General features: G+C 59.1%; 15 protein-coding genes. 2 read left to right on the top strand and 13 right to left on the bottom strand.

Annotated features, from left to right (window positions below; genetic code table 11):
- Positions 1-52: 52 nt before the first annotated feature.
- A complete protein-coding gene (locus tag PMI03_RS25275) occupies positions 53-754 on the top strand; it encodes a YafY family protein (protein WP_007700316.1) in 702 nt (233 codons plus the stop codon).
- 69 nt (positions 755-823) lie between these two features.
- Here PMI03_RS25275 and PMI03_RS25270 read toward each other — a convergent pair whose 3' ends face one another.
- The 8 genes from PMI03_RS25270 to PMI03_RS25235 form a co-directional block, all read right to left on the bottom strand.
- Positions 824-2,788 (bottom strand): methyl-accepting chemotaxis protein, encoded by a 1,965-nt coding sequence (locus PMI03_RS25270; RefSeq protein ID WP_007700310.1) that lies wholly within the window; start codon positions 2,786-2,788, stop codon positions 824-826.
- Between the two features lie 572 nt (positions 2,789-3,360).
- Positions 3,361-4,260, bottom strand: a complete 900-nt coding sequence (locus tag PMI03_RS25265; RefSeq protein ID WP_007700307.1) for a carbohydrate ABC transporter permease — start codon at positions 4,258-4,260, stop codon at positions 3,361-3,363.
- A 15-nt stretch (positions 4,261-4,275) separates the two neighbouring features.
- Positions 4,276-5,211, bottom strand: coding sequence for a carbohydrate ABC transporter permease (locus PMI03_RS25260; RefSeq protein ID WP_007700304.1), 936 nt, complete (start codon positions 5,209-5,211; stop codon positions 4,276-4,278).
- A 66-nt stretch (positions 5,212-5,277) separates the two neighbouring features.
- Entirely contained in the window at positions 5,278-6,591 is a 1,314-nt protein-coding gene (locus PMI03_RS25255; protein WP_007700301.1) for an ABC transporter substrate-binding protein, read from the bottom strand.
- A 153-nt stretch (positions 6,592-6,744) separates the two neighbouring features.
- On the bottom strand, positions 6,745-7,812 hold the full coding sequence (locus tag PMI03_RS25250) for an ABC transporter ATP-binding protein (protein WP_007700298.1): 1,068 nt from the start codon (positions 7,810-7,812) through the stop codon (positions 6,745-6,747).
- Positions 7,813-7,916: 104 nt separating this feature from the next.
- Positions 7,917-8,693, bottom strand: coding sequence for an SDR family oxidoreductase (locus tag PMI03_RS25245; protein WP_007700294.1), 777 nt, complete (start codon positions 8,691-8,693; stop codon positions 7,917-7,919).
- A gap of 1 nt (position 8,694) precedes the next feature.
- The gene (gene denD / locus PMI03_RS25240; protein WP_007700291.1) at positions 8,695-9,678 is read right to left on the bottom strand and encodes a D-erythronate dehydrogenase; all 984 of its coding nucleotides are present in this window, start codon (positions 9,676-9,678) and stop codon (positions 8,695-8,697) included.
- Positions 9,679-9,683: 5 nt separating this feature from the next.
- The gene (locus PMI03_RS25235; protein WP_007700288.1) at positions 9,684-10,451 is read right to left on the bottom strand and encodes a FadR/GntR family transcriptional regulator; all 768 of its coding nucleotides are present in this window, start codon (positions 10,449-10,451) and stop codon (positions 9,684-9,686) included.
- A gap of 594 nt (positions 10,452-11,045) precedes the next feature.
- Here PMI03_RS25235 and PMI03_RS25225 point away from each other — a divergent pair.
- Entirely contained in the window at positions 11,046-13,217 is a 2,172-nt protein-coding gene (locus tag PMI03_RS25225; protein ID WP_309574482.1) for an adenylate/guanylate cyclase domain-containing protein, read from the top strand.
- A gap of 36 nt (positions 13,218-13,253) precedes the next feature.
- Here the strand turns inward: PMI03_RS25225 and PMI03_RS31205 are convergent, their stop codons facing one another.
- The 5 genes from PMI03_RS31205 to PMI03_RS25200 form a co-directional block, all read right to left on the bottom strand.
- Positions 13,254-14,279, bottom strand: a complete 1,026-nt coding sequence (locus PMI03_RS31205) for a FecR domain-containing protein (RefSeq protein ID WP_007700279.1) — start codon at positions 14,277-14,279, stop codon at positions 13,254-13,256.
- Positions 14,280-14,917: 638 nt separating this feature from the next.
- Positions 14,918-15,868, bottom strand: coding sequence for an aliphatic sulfonate ABC transporter substrate-binding protein (locus PMI03_RS25215; protein ID WP_007700278.1), 951 nt, complete (start codon positions 15,866-15,868; stop codon positions 14,918-14,920).
- Entirely contained in the window at positions 15,865-16,611 is a 747-nt protein-coding gene (locus PMI03_RS25210; RefSeq protein WP_007700276.1) for an ABC transporter ATP-binding protein, read from the bottom strand. The genes PMI03_RS25215 and PMI03_RS25210 overlap by 4 nt, the downstream gene beginning before the upstream one ends.
- Entirely contained in the window at positions 16,608-17,441 is an 834-nt protein-coding gene (locus PMI03_RS25205) for an ABC transporter permease (RefSeq protein WP_007700275.1), read from the bottom strand. Before PMI03_RS25205 ends, PMI03_RS25210 begins: the two co-directional genes overlap by 4 nt.
- A complete protein-coding gene (locus PMI03_RS25200) occupies positions 17,434-18,567 on the bottom strand; it encodes an LLM class flavin-dependent oxidoreductase (RefSeq protein WP_007700274.1) in 1,134 nt (377 codons plus the stop codon). Before PMI03_RS25200 ends, PMI03_RS25205 begins: the two co-directional genes overlap by 8 nt.

The following is an 18,567-nucleotide window of genomic DNA, read 5'->3' as shown; positions in this document are numbered from 1 at the left end:
ACCCAATCTGCAGGTCGGTGGATTTCGGTACGATCTGTGCGAGGATGCCACAATGTCCCAAAGCCAGAGATTGTTCGAAATTCTTCAGATTCTGCGCCGCCATCGGCAAGCAGTGACCGGGAACTATCTCGCCCAGGAGACGGGCGTGTCGTTGCGAACGATCTACCGGGATATCATACTCCTGCAGTCCATAGGCGCGGAGATCGAAGGCGAGCCCGGTTTTGGCTATGTGTTGAGACCGGGTTTCATGCTGCCGCCGCTGATGTTCTCGCAAGAGGAGATCAAGGCAATTGCGCTCGGCGTGCAGTGGGTCAGCCGGCAAGCCGACGAGGAACTGCACTCCGCAGCGCAGGACGCCCTCTCCAAAATCGAAGCCGTACTTCCCTTAGAACTCCGGCGCAAACTGAACGACAACGACTTCCATATCTCACGCCCATCGCTTGCCGCACCCGCGATCGATCTCAAGATTCTGCGTCAGGCCATGCAGCAGCAGATGAAGCTCCGCATCGTCTATCGGGATGCCAAGGATGCCGACAGCGAGCGTGTCATCTGGCCGATCGCTGTCGCATTCTTCGATTCCAGGCGGATCATTGCCGGTTGGTGCGAACTGCGAGGAGACTTCCGGATATTTCGCGCCGACCGGATCCAAAGGGCTGAACTCCTGGCCGATCGCTATCCGGGGCAGCGGCGGGAACTGGTCAGGCAGTGGCGCGCGCAGGTGGCGGAAACCGCCGCGAAGACCGAAGCACCATGACGGGTGCCGGGCTTGCGGCAAGACCTCAACAACTGCGAAATTACTGCTTTGCCGAAAGGATGGAGGTTATCAAAATTCCTCCCAGCTTCCGTCCGAGCTAGCCGCATTTCCCTGAAAAGCGGTAGCCAGCTTCGCGGTGAGGCGGCGTGCCGGCGACGTGATGGGCTTCGATGTCGTACCCGCAGCAGCAATAGCAGCGGGTTTGCCGCGATTGGAGATACTTTGACCGCTTATTCTGAACTCCGACAACAGTTGGAACAAGGCTTCTGCCTCGGACGCCAAGTTATGGGCCGCGGCCGTGGCCTGCTCGACCATTGCAGCGTTCTGCTGCGTACCCTGATCCATCGTATTGACGGAGGTGTTGATTTCCTTGAGACCCGTTGCTTGTTCCCGCGAAGCCTCCACGATAGCCCCGACATTGCCGTCAACCTGTTGAACCTGGACGACAATCTCTTCCAGCGCCTTTCCGGTTTCACCAACCAGGGAGACACCGTTTCGAACATGATCGTTTGACGTGTTGATCAGGTCCTTGATCTCTTTCGCGGCCTTTGCCGAGCGCTGGGCAAGCTCGCGCACTTCCTGCGCAACGACGGCAAAGCCTTTTCCCGCTTCACCAGCGCGCGCTGCCTCAACCCCTGCATTCAACGCAAGGAGATTGGTCTGGAAGGCGATCTCGTCAATGACGCCAATGATGTTTCCAATTTCGATCGCGGACGTTTCGATCTTGCCCATGGCTTCGACGGCGCTACGAACAACGCGGCCGGAGTGCTCGGCGCTTTCCTTTGTCTTGCGCACGAGATGACCGGCTTCCTGCGCGCGATTGCTCGACCCCGACACGGTGATCGTGATCTCTTCCAGCGCTGCGGCGGTTTCCTCCACCGAGGCGGCCTGTTGTTCCGTCCTCTTCGCAAGATCGTCGGAGGCGGAGCGAATTTCCTGCGCACCCGATGCGATGGCGCTCGCATTCGCGGCGACCTTTTGCATCGCCAGTCGCAGTCTCTCCACCGCCTGATTGAAATCGACGCGCAGCTGGTCGAGCGATGGAATGAACGGGCTCGTAATCTGACGTGTCAGGTCGCCGTCTGCCAACCCTTGAAGGCCATCGGCCAGCTGGTTCACAGCGGCATTGGTTTGTTCCGACAAGGCATTGCGTTCCGCAGCCTCAGCTTCGAGCCTCTTGCGTTCGCCAATGGCCCGCGTCGCCTCTGTATCCGCGTCTCGCTCGGCCTTGGCCGAGATTGCATCCCGAAGTGCAGCGACGGCGCGGGCCAGCATGCCGATTTCATCGCCACGCTTTTCCAGCTTGCGGTCGCCTTCCATGTTGCCTTCCGCCATCGACCGCAGCGAATTCTGGAGTTTGTCCAGCGGCCCGGTAATGGAGCGCGCCGTAAATGCGGCGGCCACAAATGCCAGGAGAATAGCAATACCGAGCGCAGTCAAAGCGAGCGAATGGAAGCCGCCGGCAGCGCTTTGAACCTCGCTTCCGATCGATTTGTTCAGGGCTTCCTGATAGTCGATGAACTTGTTGATCGCTTTCAGCCAGGCGACAAATTGAGGTCTGGCCTGTTCCAGAAGGATCTTGCGGGCTGCGTCTCCATCGCCTTTTTCCTGAAGCCCGATGATCTCGGCAACCAACGGATTGGTCTTGGCCTGAACTCCGGCGATTTCGTCGAGAATCGCCTTCTCCTCCGCTGTCGCACCGGCCGGCGAAGCGATCATCTCCGCCATCTTCTTTTCATTTTCGGAATAGGTCGAGGCGAGCTTCTCGATAACCTTCACAGCAGTTTGCCGTTCATCCGCAGATGTCACGAGCGTTACGTCCCGGATCGCAATTGCCCTATCGTGAACGCTGCCTCGGTAATTGATCGCGTAGCGCTGCTTTACGCTGTTGATGTCATTGATCAATCCGAGATTGTGATCGATCTTCCCGACCTGACCGGTTGAGTAAAATGTCAGACCGATCATCAGAATGAGCAGGAAGCCAAATCCTGCCGCCAAGCGCGTAACGATGCCGAATGCTTTCAGACTTGCCATGAAGGTTCCCCACCCGAGATTTTGAATTTTTGCTGCTGACGCCAAGCTTCAGCGGCAAACAGGGCAAGGGAACGTTGCACCGGATGAGGGCCTGATATTACCGACCCTCAATCATCCCGAAATTTCCGGGCGCTCAATCATCCGCCCACACCCCGGTCTCCACCTGATGCTACATTGCTGCGACAATATGGTTTACATTGCGTAAACATCATCAGTAATCCCGAGAATAATCGCGGAGAAATACCGGATATCATAATATTATGTAAATTATATATTACATCATACTTTGCTACTATGCTTGCAAAACTATGACTGAAGAAGACAAGTTCTATTGAATGCTCCCAGACCACCGTCAAGCCAAACGCCACCAACTGTGAACCGCAGGAATGTCCCCTCTCCTTGCGATGCCTGCGGACGATTTTCCGGCGAAATCAGTGTGCAATCCAAACAGAGACAACCCGCCGGCAACTTACCGCCGCCGACGGGTGATGGGCCTGCATATTAAACGATCACAGACGCTTAGATCCAGGGCTTGGGAGCAAAACCTGCACCTTCGCCCCTGTCGGCCTTCCTCATTCCTTCACCGCACCTGTCATCGACGAAACGTAGTAGTCGACGAAGAAGGAGTAGAGAATGACGACCGGCAATGAGCCGAATAGGGCACCGGCCATCAGCGAGCCCCATTCGAACACGTCGCCGCGCACCAATTCCGTCAGAACGCCAACCGGAATGGTCTTGTTCTCCGAGGATTGGATGAAGGTGAGCGCATAAATGAACTCGTTCCAGGAAAGCGTGAAGGCGAAGATGCCCGCCGATATGAGCCCTGGCACGGCAAGCGGCAGGATGATCTTCATAAGGATCTGCCACCGGCTGGCGCCATCGACCAGCGCGCTTTCTTCCAGCTCGAAGGGTATCGATCTGAAATAGCCCATCAACAGCCAGGTGCAGAACGGGATGAGGAAGGTCGGATAGGTAAAGATCAGAGCCAGTCTGGAATCGTAGATCCCCAGCTTGAAGACGATGAAGGCCAGGGGAATGAAGAGGATCGACGGCGGAACGAGGTAGGCCAGGAAGATCAGCAGCCCGATCGAACGCGAGCCGGTAAAGCGTATGCGCTCGATGGCATAGGCGCCGAAGACGGAGGCGATCAGCGACAGCGCCGTCGATCCGACCGCCACCAGGATCGTGTTCCAGAGCCAGCCTGGATAGGAGGTCTCGAAGAACAGGTATTTGATGTGATCGAGCGTCGGCTCGACGACCCAGAAGGGGCTGTAATTGTCGTAATCGGTCAACTGCGCGTTCGGCTTGATCGCCGTTATGGCCATCCAATAGAAGGGAAACAGCAGCACGAAGACGAAGACCGCCATCGGCAGATAGAGCACGACGATGCGTCGAGGCAGTCGGTTGAGATAGCTCATGCCTTCGACATTGTCGGTCAGGACCGGAGTGGCGGTGTTGGGTTTGGTGTTCATGGCGTTCTCCCGAACTCAGTCCTGTCCGCCCTGCTGCCATTTGCGGCGCTGCAGACCGAAGAAGCTGAACATGATGGCGGCAAGCAGGAAGGGGATCATTGCGACGGCGATCGCCGCACCCTCGCCGAGCTGACCGCCGGGAATGCCGCGCTGGAAGGAAAGCGTCGCCATCAGATGCGTCGCGTTGACCGGTCCACCCTTGGTCAGAACATAGATGAGCTGGAAATCCGTAAAGGTGAACAGCACGGAGAACGTCATCACCACGGCGATGATCGGCGTCAGCATCGGCAGCGTCACATGACGGAAGCGCTGCCAGCTTGTAGCGCCATCCAGAGATGCCGCTTCCTGAAGCGAAGCAGGAATGGTCTGCAGACCGGCAAGCAGCGAAATCGCCACGAAGGGAATGCCGCGCCAGACATTGGCGACGATGACCGAGATGCGCGCATTGATCGGATTGCCGAGGAAATTGATCGGGCTATCGATCAGGCCCATCTTCATCAAAGACCATGAGAGAATGGAAAACTGGGCATCGTAGATCCACCAGAATGCCAACCCCGACAGCACCGTCGGGACGACCCAGGGCAGAAGGACGATCGCCCGGAAGAACGACTTGAACGGCAGATGCTGATTGAGAAGCAGAGCCAGCCAAAGGCCGAGCACGAATTTCAGGATGGAGGCCACGAAGGTGTAGAGTAGCGTATTGAAGACCGACAGCCAGAAGACGGAGTCCTGAGCCAGGAATTCATAATTCTCCAATCCGACGAAATTGCCCGTGCGCCCGATCCGCGTGTCGGTGAAACCGAGCCAGACCCCAAGCCCGAGCGGATAGGTGAGAAAACAAACGAGAAAGATGGCGGCCGGCAACATGAAGAGGAAGCCGAGCATATTATTGTTTCGCATGAGCGATCTGATCGGACTGCGCGTCGTATCCCCGGATGTCACGGTCGACATGGTATTACCTCCTGATGGGCGGTCGCAGCATGCCGTCGCCGGCATGCTGCAGATCTTCGCGCGGGATCAAACCTTGTAGTAACGGTTCGCCCGGCGCTCGGCTTCCTTCATCGCATCCTCCGGCGTCAGCTGGCCGGTCACGGCGGCGGCGAACATGTCGACAAGCACGTAATCGGCCATCACGCCTGCAGACGCATAGCCCAGGGGACCGGCATAGCCGTTCGGACGCAGCGTTTCCGAAGCGCGGGCATAGGGCGCATGCACCGGGTCGGCGGTCCAGACAGGGTTGTTGGCAAAGGCCTTCAGGGGTTGGCAGCAATAGGCGCTCGATCCCTGTATCCAGGCGTTCATCTGGTCGCCTTCCATCATGAACTTGATATAGGCTTTGGCGGCTTCCGGATATTTGGTATGGCTGAAGAGAAGCAGCGAGCTCGTCTGGTGCAGCTCGACGCTCTTGCCGATGGGGCCGATCGGGAAGTTTGTGCTGCGGATGTCTGCCGCGATCTCGGCAAGTTTCGGATCTTTCTTGGCCGCATAATAAACCGACACACCGTTGGCGATCAGCGATACCTGTCCGGCAAGAAAGGCCCGGTTGTTGTTGATGTCCTGCCAGCTTTCCGTGCCGGGGATGAAGGTGGCATAAAGCTCCTTCGCATAATGGATGGCCTCCAGCGTCTCGGGACTGTTGATCGTCACCTTGCCGCTTTCGTCCACCATCTTGCCGCCATGGCTCCAAAGCAGCCAATGGGCGTAGTTGTTGCCGTCGCCGACAGCCTTGCCGTGCGGGAAGCCGGCAGGCGTGCCCTTGGCCTTCATTGCCTTGCAAAGCTCAAGGAAGCCCGCGGTGTCCTTGGGGAATTCGCTGAAGCCCGCAGCCTTCACATGACTATCGCGATAGACGACGGCATTGCCGATCGCGGTCAGCGGCATGGCGATAAACTTGTCGCCGCGGGTTGCATAGCCGCGCAGGCCGTCATACCAGCCGCCATATTTATTGCCGAGATAGTTGGCCAGTTCCGTCAGATCGACCAGCTTGTCGGGATACTGGTGGGCATCGTCGAACCAGCACATCACCATGTCCGGGCCGGAACCGACATTGGCGGCGACGGCCGCCTTCGGTCGAATATCCTCCCAGCTCTCCTTGTCGACACGAACCTCAACGCCCGTCGCCTCGGTGAACTTCTTGGTATTTGCAATCCAGGCATCCTCGTCCCCCTTGACGAAGGGCGTCCAACGAAGAAGCCTGAGACTGGCGCCTTTTTCGGGCGTGTAGTTGGGTTCGGCCTGGGCGAAAGCCGGGCGGATACCGAGCGGCGAAAGGCCGGCGATACCGGCTGCTGCCGCCGAGGCGGCAAGAAAGTCACGTCTCTTGAATGTCATGATATTCTCCTCCTTTGAAACGGGAGCAAATCCCCCGGCGCCCACCTTCCCGCTTGGTGAACGACGACCATTGCATCCGAGCGTGCCGGATGCCTCCGCATCGACGGATGAGCAGAAAGACTCCTCTTCCTCCCGCTCACCGTTGAAGCGGCATCAGATACTTAATCTCTGCCCGCCTTCGGCATCGAACAGATGGACATGCGGCGCATCGATGGAGATGCGCAGCGTATCGCCGGGTCGGGCATCGATCCGCTCCCGGAAGATGCAGTTGACGTCGCTGCCGCCAAACCGGACAATCATCTGCGTCTCATAGCCGGTCGGTTCGATCACGGTGATCTCCGCCGGCAGGCCGTTGGGGTCGAGCGCAATATATTCCGGGCGCAACCCATAGACGAGATCGCGACCCTTTGCGCTTGCAGGCGGGTTCGCGACCGGCAGGACGGTTCCGTCCGAGGCGATGAACTGGCTGCTATTCTCCGAATTGAGCCGGCCCTTGATCATGTTCATCGCCGGCGAACCGATAAAGCCGGCGACGAAGAGATTGGCGGGCGTATCGTAGAGGTCGAGCGGCTTTCCCACCTGCTCCACGACACCATCATGCATGACGACGATCTTGTCGGCCATCGTCATCGCCTCGATCTGATCATGCGTGACGTAGACGGTCGTGGTGCCGAGACGCTGGTGAAGCTCCTTGATCTCCGCGCGCATGGCGACCCGAAGCTTGGCATCAAGGTTGGAAAGCGGTTCGTCGAAGAGGAAGACCTGCGGATCGCGCACGATTGCCCGGCCCATAGCGACACGCTGGCGCTGGCCACCCGAGAGTTGGCGCGGATAGCGGTCGAGAAGCTTGGTAAGACCCAGGATTTCCGCGGCCTTGTTGACGCGCTGATCCATGTCGGCTTTCGGCGAGCGTTTGAGCATCAGCGAGAAAGCCATGTTCTGCGCCACCGACATATGCGGATAGAGCGCATAGTTCTGAAACACCATCGCTATGTCGCGGTCTCCTGGCGGGATCGCGTTGACGGCACGATTGCCGATACGGATCTCGCCGGCGGAAATATTCTCAAGCCCGGCAAGCATTCTCAGAAGCGTCGATTTTCCGCATCCGGACGGCCCGACGAGGATCACGAACTCTCCGTCCGCGATCTCGATGTTCACGCCCTTGATGACCGGGAACGCCCCGAATGATTTCCTGACATCGACAAACTCGACACCTGCCATAAAAGCCCCTCCCAGAACTTGTCCCCATTTTTGGCTTCATCTACCGGTCGCCCCCTCCTCCGGGATATTCACCGCCAGAATGCACGCCAATTCGACTTCACATTCTATCCCCTGCCGACGAGCGGCATCTTCGTCGCCATCACCGTCATGGTCAGGACATTTGCCTCCAGCGGCAGGCCTGCCATGTAGACGACCGCGCGAGCAACATGTTCGGCGGAGATGGTCGGTTCGCTGGCGATTTCCCCGTTCGCCTGCAGCACGCCCGAACTCATCCTCGCGGTCATGTCGGTCGCGGCGTTGCCGATATCGATCTGGCCGCAGGCGATATCGTATGGCCGTCCGTCGAGCGCGGTCGATTTCGTAAGGCCGGTGATCGCATGCTTGGTCGCCGTATAGGGGGCGGAATTCGGCCTCGGCGTCGTCGCCGAAATCGACCCGTTGTTGATGATCCGGCCGCCGCGAGGCTCCTGCGACTTCATCAGCCTGAATGCCTGCTGCGTGCAAAGAAAGGCGCCGGTAAGATTGGCCGCGACCACGCCGCTCCACTGCTCGAAGGTGATGTCTTCCAGCGGGATTGCCGGAGCGCCGCTGCCGGCATTGTTGACGAGAAGATCGAGCCGGCCAAACTCGGCTTTGACCTTGCCGAAGAGGTCAGCGACCTGCTCGGCGGCGCCGATATCACAAGCGATCGCCCGTATCGTACCGCCGGTCTCGGCAGCAAGTTCACTGGCGGCTTTTTCCAGCACATCGCTGCGGCGGCCGGTGATGACAACGGCATAGCCCTCGGCGCTCAGCGCCCTGGCGATGCTGCGGCCGATGCCGGTGCCTCCGCCGGTGACAAGAGCGATCTGGGGTCCTTGCGCGGTTGCGGATTGCGGCATCTCAGATATTCCCTCCAAGCTCATCGTCGATATGGATCCGGATGATCTCATCGAAATTGGTTTCCGCCCTGAAACCGAGCGCCGTCGCGCGCTGCGCATCGAAATCCGTTGCCCATCCCGAAACGATTGAGCGGATGACGGGATCGCTCTCGCGGCGGATGAGTTTGACCGCTTTTTCGCCCGCGACGCGGCGCAGCGCCTCGATCTCCTCGCCGACAAGCGCGGACAGGCCGGGCATGGTGAGATTTCGGCGCGGCCCGATCCTGTTGCTGTCGATCCGCGCGGCGTGGATGAAAAAGCCGACCGCGGAACGGGGGCTGGCAAACCAGTGTCGGACATTCTCATCCACCGGCAGCACGGCTTCCTGATGGACAAGAGGCTCGCGCAGGATGTTCGAGAAAAAGCCCGAGGCTGCCTTGTTGGGCTTGCCGGGCCGGATGCAGATCGTCGGCAGGCGAATGCCGATGCCGTCGAAGATCCCCCGCCTCGAATAATCGGAAAGCAGGAGTTCGCAGATCGCCTTCTGCGTACCGTAGCTCGTCAGAGGCGTCGTGAAGAAATCGTCGCCGATCTTGTCCGGAAAGGGCTGCCCGAAAACAGCGATGGACGAGGCAAAGATGACGCGGGGACTGTAAGGTTCCTTCTGCCCCTCGTGCCGGATGGCTTCGAACAGCGACCGCGTGCCGTCGAGATTGGTGCTGTAGCCCTTGTCGAAATCCGCCTCGGCCTCGCCGGAGACGATCGCCGCGAGATGGAAGATCATATCCGGCCGCATGCCGGAAAGCCTGGTCGCACTGCCGGCGTCGGAGAGATCGACCGTCAGGGCGGTGGAAATGGATGCAAGCGCGGCCGGCACCGGCGGCGCAATGACATCGACGAGCGTCAACCTGTCGATCTCGCGGCCGAGCACTTCCGCTTCCAGAGCGATCTTTTCCACCAGCTTGCGGCCGATCATGCCGGCCGCCCCGATAACCATCACATGCATATCAGTCAGATCTCCTCATGCTCGCTGGCTCGAACCGCCTTGTCGGTGGCCAGCAGAATCCTGGTCGTTTCATAAATGCGCGTCAGATGATGCTCGAACGCCGCGACGACGGCCTCCCGGTCATGCTGCGTGAGGGCCTCGAAGATGGAGAGATGATCGCTATAGCTCGCCTCGATGGCGCCCGGCTTGGACATGGCGTTGCGCCGGTAATGCATCATGTAGGTGTATAGATCGGTGACGAAAGCGGCGAGGAGCGGGTTCCCACAGGCGCGATAGATCGCAACATGGAACTCGCGGTCGCAAATTAGGAAACGCATCGCATCGTCTCCGCCGAGACGCTGCGCCTCCAAGAGCGCCTGCAACTTTGCCAGCGTCGCCTCATCGATCCGCTCGGCGGCATCGCCGACGACCTTGAGTTCGATGTGGAGACGCGCTGCGTGAACCGATTCCAGATCGTAGCTGTCAATGGCGTTAGGAGAAGCGATCGTCACCGTGATGTGGCTGAGATCGACCTTGCAGACGCGGCTGCGGCTGCCATGCGAAATCTCGATGATGCCCTGCCCGGCGAGCGTCTGGATCGCGCCGCGCACCGTTTCGCGGCTGACATGGAGAACATTGGCCAATTCGCGCTCGCCCGGCAACTCGTCGCCCGGCCGCAACATGTTGGTGGCGATCAGGACCATCAGCTTCTCGGCGATGACGTCACGCGCCGTCCGGCGGGCGAGGCTCCGCGCGATATTCGGTACCTCGCTTAAGATCGGACTTCCGTCCATCGCTCCCCTCCGGTCCACTGGTTGGTCCAGCAGATCAGTTTATTAAGGGTTGTGAAGTCGAATCCGTCAAGACGATTTCGTCGCCGCAGCGCAGCAGAAATATGGCCAATTCCCTCGCACTGCCGCAATCTGAGCGGGAAGGATGGAAACAGCAGCTTGGGACACGCCGCGGCAAGGACGGCACTAGGAGACTTCGCACGCAGAATCTCGGGCGGGGTTTCGACCTCGCCCGCGTTGACAAGGACAAGGTCGAACAACTTGGCCAGTACCCGAGATGGTTCAGATGATGCGCAAGCGGCAAGGGCGTTTCGCTTTCAACCCAGCGCCAACCCTCAAAGAGCAATTCGAGGCAATGGCCGCCTGAAATTCGTCCAGCGTAAGGCGTTTTCTATCCGCGAATAGGATTTGTGACAGAACCGGATATTGCCGTGCAAAAATTCTGTTCCCTATCTCTTCGATATTTTGATCATTGCATCGTGCCTGGGAACAAGGCAGCGTATTCTTCCTTGGCGCAGCAGCAGACCAATAGATTTTTGTATTTCTTCGAATCGTTACTTATTGCCGGGGATGCAGGGCAAAGGGGCTGACACCATAATGGTGACGCGTGCGCAGCAAATTGGCGTCGTTATCGGCCTGGCCTTCGTCACAGCATTGACGATCCTGCGCGCAAGCGATCCTCCGTTGCTAAGGCTCGCCCGCGATTTGACATTTGACCAGTATCAGCGCCTGGTGCCCCGGACCTTCGAGAACCAACCTGTCCGGGTCATCGATATAGACGAAGCGTCGCTACGCGAATTCGGTCAATGGCCTTGGCCGAGAAACCGGATTGCCGCCCTTGTGGACAGGCTTTCCGATATGGGCGCCTCCGCTATCGCTTTCGATATCCTCTTCGCCGAGCCCGACCGCCTGTCGCCGCGCAATGTCGTTCGCGATGTCACCGGCATCGATCCCTCACTGCTGGGTAAGCTACCGGATAATGATGAGATTTTTTCCCGATCGCTATCGGGAAGGCCGGTGGTGCTGGGCTTCGGCCTCTCCAACGAGGGAAACTATCTGCCATCGGTGAAGGCAGGCTTTGCCTATACCGGCGAAAATCCCTTCGATGCGCCGTCCGCAATCAAGGCCGCGACGCCGCTGCAGCCGCAATTAGAAGCCAATGCCGCAGGCCTCGGTCATATCAGCCTCAATCCGGGTGCATCATCGGCAGTGGTGCGCGCGGTTCCGCTTTTCCTCAGCGACGGCAAGCAGCTTTACCCCAATCTTGCGCTCGAAGCGCTCCGTGTCGCACAGGGAGCCTCCACCTACGTACTCGACGCAGCGCCTGACACGCCGAATACACTGACCCGGGTCAAGATCGGGAATTTCGTGGTACCGGTAACGGCGGCAGGAGAGCTCTGGCTCTATGTCAGCCCCGACACTACGGAACGGTATATTTCGGCAAGCAAGGTACTTGCGACCGAAGACGTCTCCGCCGATATCAGAGCCGCCATCGAAGGCAGTATCGTTTTCGTCGGAACCTCTGCTTCAGGACTCCAGGATGTCCGCACAACGGCCCTTGGTGAAAACGTGCCGGGTGTCTCCATCCATGCGCAGATCGTCGAGCAGATCCTTTCAGGCCGCTTCCTTTCCCGGCCGGATTGGGCAGACGGGCTGGAAATCCTGTCCATCGCCGTGCTGGGCGGCCTTCTGGTGATCCTCACCACCTTCGTCAATCCGGCCGTCGCACTTGCGTGCGGCCTGCTGATTACCTCTTTTGCCCTTGTCGCCTCCTGGCTCGCCTTCCTTTATGGGGGGCTTCTCTTCGACCCACTGGCACCGATCGTCGCCGGATCGATCACGCATTTCGCCGCGACGGCATTCCGCTTTCTCGTGATCGATCGGGAGCGGCGCGACGTGCGGCGGGCTTTCGGCCACTATCTCTCACCATCGCTGCTCCATCGCATCGAGCATACGCGCAATGCCCTGCGCCTTGGAGGAGACGAGCGCGAGCTGACCGTCATGTTCGTCGATGTGCGAAACTTCACCCAGATCAGCGAGGAGATGACCCCGAGCGCCGTCGTCGCGTTTCTGAACACGCTGCTCGATGCGCTGAGCCACCATGTCATCGTCAATGAAGGGACGCTCGACAAATTCATCGGAGACTCAATCATGGCCTTCTGGAACGCTCCCGTCGATGTCTCCGACCACGCCGGCAAAGCCGTGCAAGCAGCCCTGGGCATGCGGGAAACGCTTGCCCGCCTCAACGACAGCGATGCATTCGGATTCGGAGACGCCCGGCGCGTCGGAATAGGGATCGGCATACATACGGGGCTTGCATGCGTCGGCAATATGGGTGCCGAGACACGCTTCAATTACACCGCAGTCGGCGATGCAGTGAACATTGCCGCGCGTATCGAATCCGCCTGCAAGGATATCAATTTTGACATTCTGGTATCCGAACCGACAGCAAGCTTGCTGCCCGATTGCGCTCTGCTCGAGGCGGGAGCGCTGACGCTGAAGGGTAAGAGCAGGCGAACCGAGCTCTTCGCGGTGGTCGGTGATGCGCGCCTGGCGAAAACCGCTGATTTTGTCGAACTTCAGGCCATGCACAGGCGGCTTGTCGCTGCCCTGCGAACACGGTCAACGACCAGCCGCAAACTTGTCGGCGCAGCAAAACTCAAGGCGCAGGTCGCGACGACAGGACTGTTGCACGAGTTTTACAGCCAGATTTCGCGCCGAGCCGGACACTTCGTCGACGAGCCTGCAGACAAAGCGGCCGACATCTAGTTGATTTTGTAGCCATCGCTCGCAACTCCTCCTGTGCTACCGATGGTGGTGCCCGCCGCCGTGATCGCCACGATCGCCGTCATGGCCATCGCTGTCTTGGTCACCGCGGTTGTGATCCCCCCACCCATGGTCGCCTCTGCCATGATGATGGTCATGATGATTCTGATGCTTGCCCTCATCGCCATCGTGCTTGTCCGGTTTGTCGGGCGTGCTTGGCGGATTTGGGAGATTCGGCGTGCTGGGAGTTTCTCGCGGACTAGGTGCAGCGGGCGTCTCGGCGCGTGGCGATTTCGGCGTGCTAGGTACGCTAGGCGTATCGTGCTGTGTCGGAGCAGGATTGTTTGCCGGAGCGCTGCGCGGAGATATCCCGTTGGGCCGATCTTTCATCGCCGTCGACAGACCGCAGCCGCCAAAAAAGCCCATTCGTCCCGAAAGTCGTTGATCCCCAGACAGAAACGGCAAAGCTCGCTGGTTGCCGAGCGTCTTGAGAACGCCGCGGTTGACCCGGCTAGGATCACTTATCTGGCCATTGCGTTTAGCAACAACGCAGTCGCATTGCTGTTTCAACTGCCTGCAGCCACCCGCGCCGCAAAACTGCGCGGCGCCATTCAAAAGAACGATCGCAGTCGTGCCGTTCGCCCCGACATAAAAATCAAATGCCGTCCCGCGCACGCCGATCGTTCCGGCGGGCGTCACGATTTGATACGCAGAAGAGTTTGAATTTCCGCTCATCCAGCGAAAAGTGCCCTTTGCGGCCCTTATGGTGAGCTTTTTGACTGAGCCCGAGTCATCGAAAACGAATTTGTCGATGACGACAGACGAGCCGGCTCCAACAGCCAATTTCGTGCCGTCTCGAAATGTGAACTGTCCAAGGCCCGAAAGGGAGGTGCGGATTCGCTCGTCCCGGTGGACGGGGTCATCGACTGTCAGTGGACCTCCTGCGCCCGTAACTTCGGTTTTAATCAGCACCGCCTGGCCGACCTTCTCGGCGGCTTTCGAAGACACCGGTGCGAGCAGCATCGCGCTCAACACAACGGTCACGGCGTGACGCAGATATAACATCCCACCCTCCAAGCTTATCTATGTTCTATCATAAGATATTCTTGGATACAAATCACAATCCATGGGTATAAACCGTGTAGAATTGGTTATTGCCGAATTAAATTTCGCCGAAACACAGACATATTCTACCAAAAGTATTCTTTATAAATCTTCAAAAAGAACATTTATACAGCGATTACAATAATATGAATTACCATATCTCTTCTGGAGCGCTCGGGAAGGAAGGTAATATCTACTCCAGGTTGCCGAACTCAAAGAATTTGAGGCAGGCTCCTTGCCGACGCAACCTGCATCACGCGATTTGCAGTCCCCTTGGAGAGGATGGGAAACAACACGAACAAACATAATGTCGATTTCCGCTGGGAACTGACCCCTTATCGGCGTCCAATCTTCGCCCCCGTGTAAACGATCAGCCTTTGTCACGATTTCAAAACAGATTGAAGAAAGGTTCCCGCCCGCGGATGCTTATGACCTCCAAAAAAATCATTCGGCTTGGTGGTCTGTAGCAGTCGTCCGTCCGCCATGAACCAGATGGCAGCAGACAACAACAGCAACGAGCGGCTAACTGCTCGCTCAATCCACAAACATTCGGCAGGAGCACCTTTGGTGCCCCCGTCGAGACAATTTGAAGGTGCGGCCTACTTCAGGGTGATCACCCCGGCGGCGATATCCGGCGTTGCCGGGATGATGCCGCTCTTCACATACCATTCAGCTATATTGCCGATCTGCTTGACATCGGCATCGGTGACGGCGGTCGTCGGCACGGCGTTATTCTCGCCGATCTTTGCACCAAGTTCGGCCGGAATATTCATTTCTTTCGCCCAGATCGCGCCCGCCTCTGCCTTGTTTGCCCGCGACCAGGCGTTCTCGCTCTTCACGACATCGAATATGGCTTGCAGCTGATCCAGCTTCTTGGATGCAAACTCGCGGCTTGCGACGAGCACGACGGCATTGTCAGACCCGATCGCCGCGCCGTCGGCAAGGACTTTACCGTCATAGGTTTTCTCGGCAATCGTGAGGAAGGGATCCCAGGTCGCCCAGGCATCGACATGGCCTTGAGTGAAGCTCGGTCCGCTGTCGCTGGGGCTCAGATAAACGCGCGTGACGGTCGATGGATCGACGCCGTTCTTTTCGAGGCCACGCATCAGCAGATATTCGCCGGTCCCGCCCCGGTTCACGGCGACCTTCTTGCCGGCAAGGTCCTTCAGCGACGAGATGCCGGCGCCATTCTTCACCACTACACCTTCGGAGCCGGCCGCCATCTTCTGGTAGGCGAAGACGACAAGCGGAATCTTGGCGGCAAGTGCCGCGATCGACGATGTCGAACTGCCCGCAGTGATATCGATGCTTCCGGCATTCAATGCTTCAAATGCCGGAGCGGCGGCCGGAAAGGGACCGGCCCATTCGACCTTGATGCCCTTTTCGGCCAGCGCCTTTTCCAGCGTGCCCCGCGACTTGGCAAGGGTCAGATCGTTCGGACCACGCAGCCAGCCGATCCTGACGACCTGATCCGCGGCCTGTGCCATCGGCGCAAGCAGGGACAGGAGGGTGGCGGCCGCAAATGCCTTAAAAAAAGAACGCTTCTTCATGGATGTGTCATCCGTTCCGCCCGAGGGGCTTGATGGTGTTTAAGGTGGTTTTGTTCGACGCCAAGCTGCGACAGCAGGTCGGATTCGATTTGGGTGGCTCGCGGGTCGCTTCGCTGCCGAGGATGAGGAATATCGACGTTGATTTCCAGACTGAAGCGCCCCTGATCGATGACGAGAATCCGATCGGCCAGCGCCACGGCTTCCCAGACGTCATGCGTCACCAGGAACACGGCCGGCCGATGCTTGCGCCACAGCTCATCGACAAGTGCATGCATCCTGATCCTCGTCAGCGCGTCGAGCGCTGCGAAAGGTTCGTCGAGCAGCAGCAATTGCGGCGTTCTGACCAGCGCGCGTGCGAGTGCCGCCCGTTGCGCCTCTCCACCCGACAAGGTCAGGGGCCACGCGTCGCGGCGATGCGACAGTCCGACATCGGCAAGCGCCTGTTCGGCCGCTTCGCGAGCGTTCGGGGACTTCACGCCGAGAGCGACATTGTCGATAATGCGCTTCCACGGCATCAGCCTCGGCTCCTGGAAGACGACAGCGCGCCCGACTGGGATCTCGGCTTTCTCCGCACATGCCTCGTCGAGCCCGGCCAGGACGCGCAGAAGCGTGGATTTTCCGGAGCCGCTGCGTCCGAGCAGCGCGACAAACTCTCCCGGTTTTATCTGAAGATCGATGCCATCGAGCACCGCCGGACCGCCGAACGATCGGCTCAGGCCCTGAATATCGACAAGCGCGCTCATGCGGTCACCACTGGGCGCCAGCGCAGCGCATAGGCCTCGATGATCCGCACCAGCCCATCCGTCAAAAGTCCCATCGCAGCGTAAACCAGAAGGCAGACGACAATCACATCCGTTTGCAGGAAGTCACGCGCATAGGTCATGATGTAGCCAATCCCGCTCGATGCGTTGATCTGTTCGCCGACCACGAGACTGAGCCAGGCAACGCTGAGACCGTAACGGACACCGACGAGCAACGACGGCAGCGCACCGGGGATCACGATATGGCGCACGATCCCGAACGTTCCGAGACCAAGTGTCTTTCCAGCCTCGATCAGCTTGCGATCAATGCCGCGAATGCCGCCGTGCAGAGTGAGATAAATCGGGAAAACGCAGCCGAATGCCACCATGCCGACCTTCGGCACCTCGCCAATGCCAAACCACAGGATGAACAGCGGCAGAAGCCCTAGAAACGGCATCGCCTTCAGCATCTGGATTGGCGGATCGATCATCGTTTCCCCAAAGCGGGAAAGCCCGGAAATGAGGCCGAGCAATACCCCCACCACGAGAGCGATGGAGAAACCGACTGCCACACGCAGAAACGACACGCCAAGGCCAATGACGAGCTCGCCCGATGCCGTCAGCTTTGCCCCGGCGGCCAGTATCTGAACCGGAGATGCCAGGATGCGCGGCGGCAACAGGCCGGCGACGCTCAAAAGCTGCCAGAGAACGAGGATGGCCAGCGGTGATGCCAGACGGCGGAGGGAACCGAGGCGAACCTTGCGTCCTTGGCCCCCAATCTGCGGGTCGGCAGGCCGGTCCAGCGCCTGCCCGGTAGAGCGGGTATCAACCATTCGCCTTCTTTCCCGAGAGGTCGCGGTCGAACAGCGTCGACCAGGTGAACTGCTTCTTCTCCGGGATCAATCTCTCGACCGGTAATCTCGGCAGGACCGTCTCGCCGAAGCGATAGGCTTCCTCAAGCAGTGGCATGCCGGACAGAATGAAGGTGTCGACGCCGACGGCCTGATAGGCCTCGAGCGTGCGGATGACGGTGTCGGGCGATCCAACGATCGCGGTTCCCGGGCCGGGACGGACAAGACCGATACCCGCCCACAGGTTCGGCGATATCTCCAGGTCTCGCAGATTGTCCGGCTTGATACCACCGTGCATACGGCTCATGCGCTGCTGGCCGATGGAATCGGTGTTCGACACGAAACGCTGATTGGCGGCAATGGCGGCATCATCCATCTGTTCGTAAAGGTCGGCAGCGGCCTCCCAAGCCTTCGCATCGGTCGACCGCACGATGACATAGAGCCGGATGCCGTAGTTCAGCTCGCGCCCGTGCGCGGCGGCCCGCGCTTTCACCTGTAGAACCTTTTCGCCCATCTGTTCAGGCGTTTCGCCCCAGGAGAGGTAGGTGTCGACATGTTTGGCCGCCACCTCGATGGCGCTGTCGGACGAACCGCCGAACCAGAGCGGCGGCGCCGGGATGGAAGAGCCTGCCGGAAGCGCGAGCTTGGCGCCTTCCGTCTGGAAATACTTGCCGTGATGGGTCACGCTTTCACCAGCCATCAGGCGGTGCCAGACCGTAAGATACTCGTCGGCCATGTCATAACGTTCGTCGTGCGGCAGCGTCATGCCGTAAGCGCCCAGCATCTTGGCGTCGCCGGATACCACGTTCAGAAGCAGTCGCCCGTTGGAAAACTCCTGGAACGTCGCGGCCATCTTGGCCAGCAAGGTTGGGGCTATCAGACCGGGATGGAATGCCAGAAGAAACTTCATCCGCTCTGTATATGGCAGCAGCGCCCCCGCCAGCGGCCAGACATCGTGGGCACCCGTTGCAAACAATGCGCCGGTGAAACCGAGATGATCGTAAGCTTGCGCCAACTGCTTGTAGTAGCCGTAGTCGATCGTGCGTGACCCCTCGGGCTTCCACGGATAAGCGCCGTCCGGCGCGCACATGTACCAAAGAACGTTCAT

This window comes from Rhizobium sp. AP16, assembly GCF_000281735.1.
Lineage (GTDB): Bacteria > Pseudomonadota > Alphaproteobacteria > Rhizobiales > Rhizobiaceae > Rhizobium > Rhizobium rhizogenes.
This window is presented reverse-complemented; position numbering and strand designations above follow the sequence as displayed.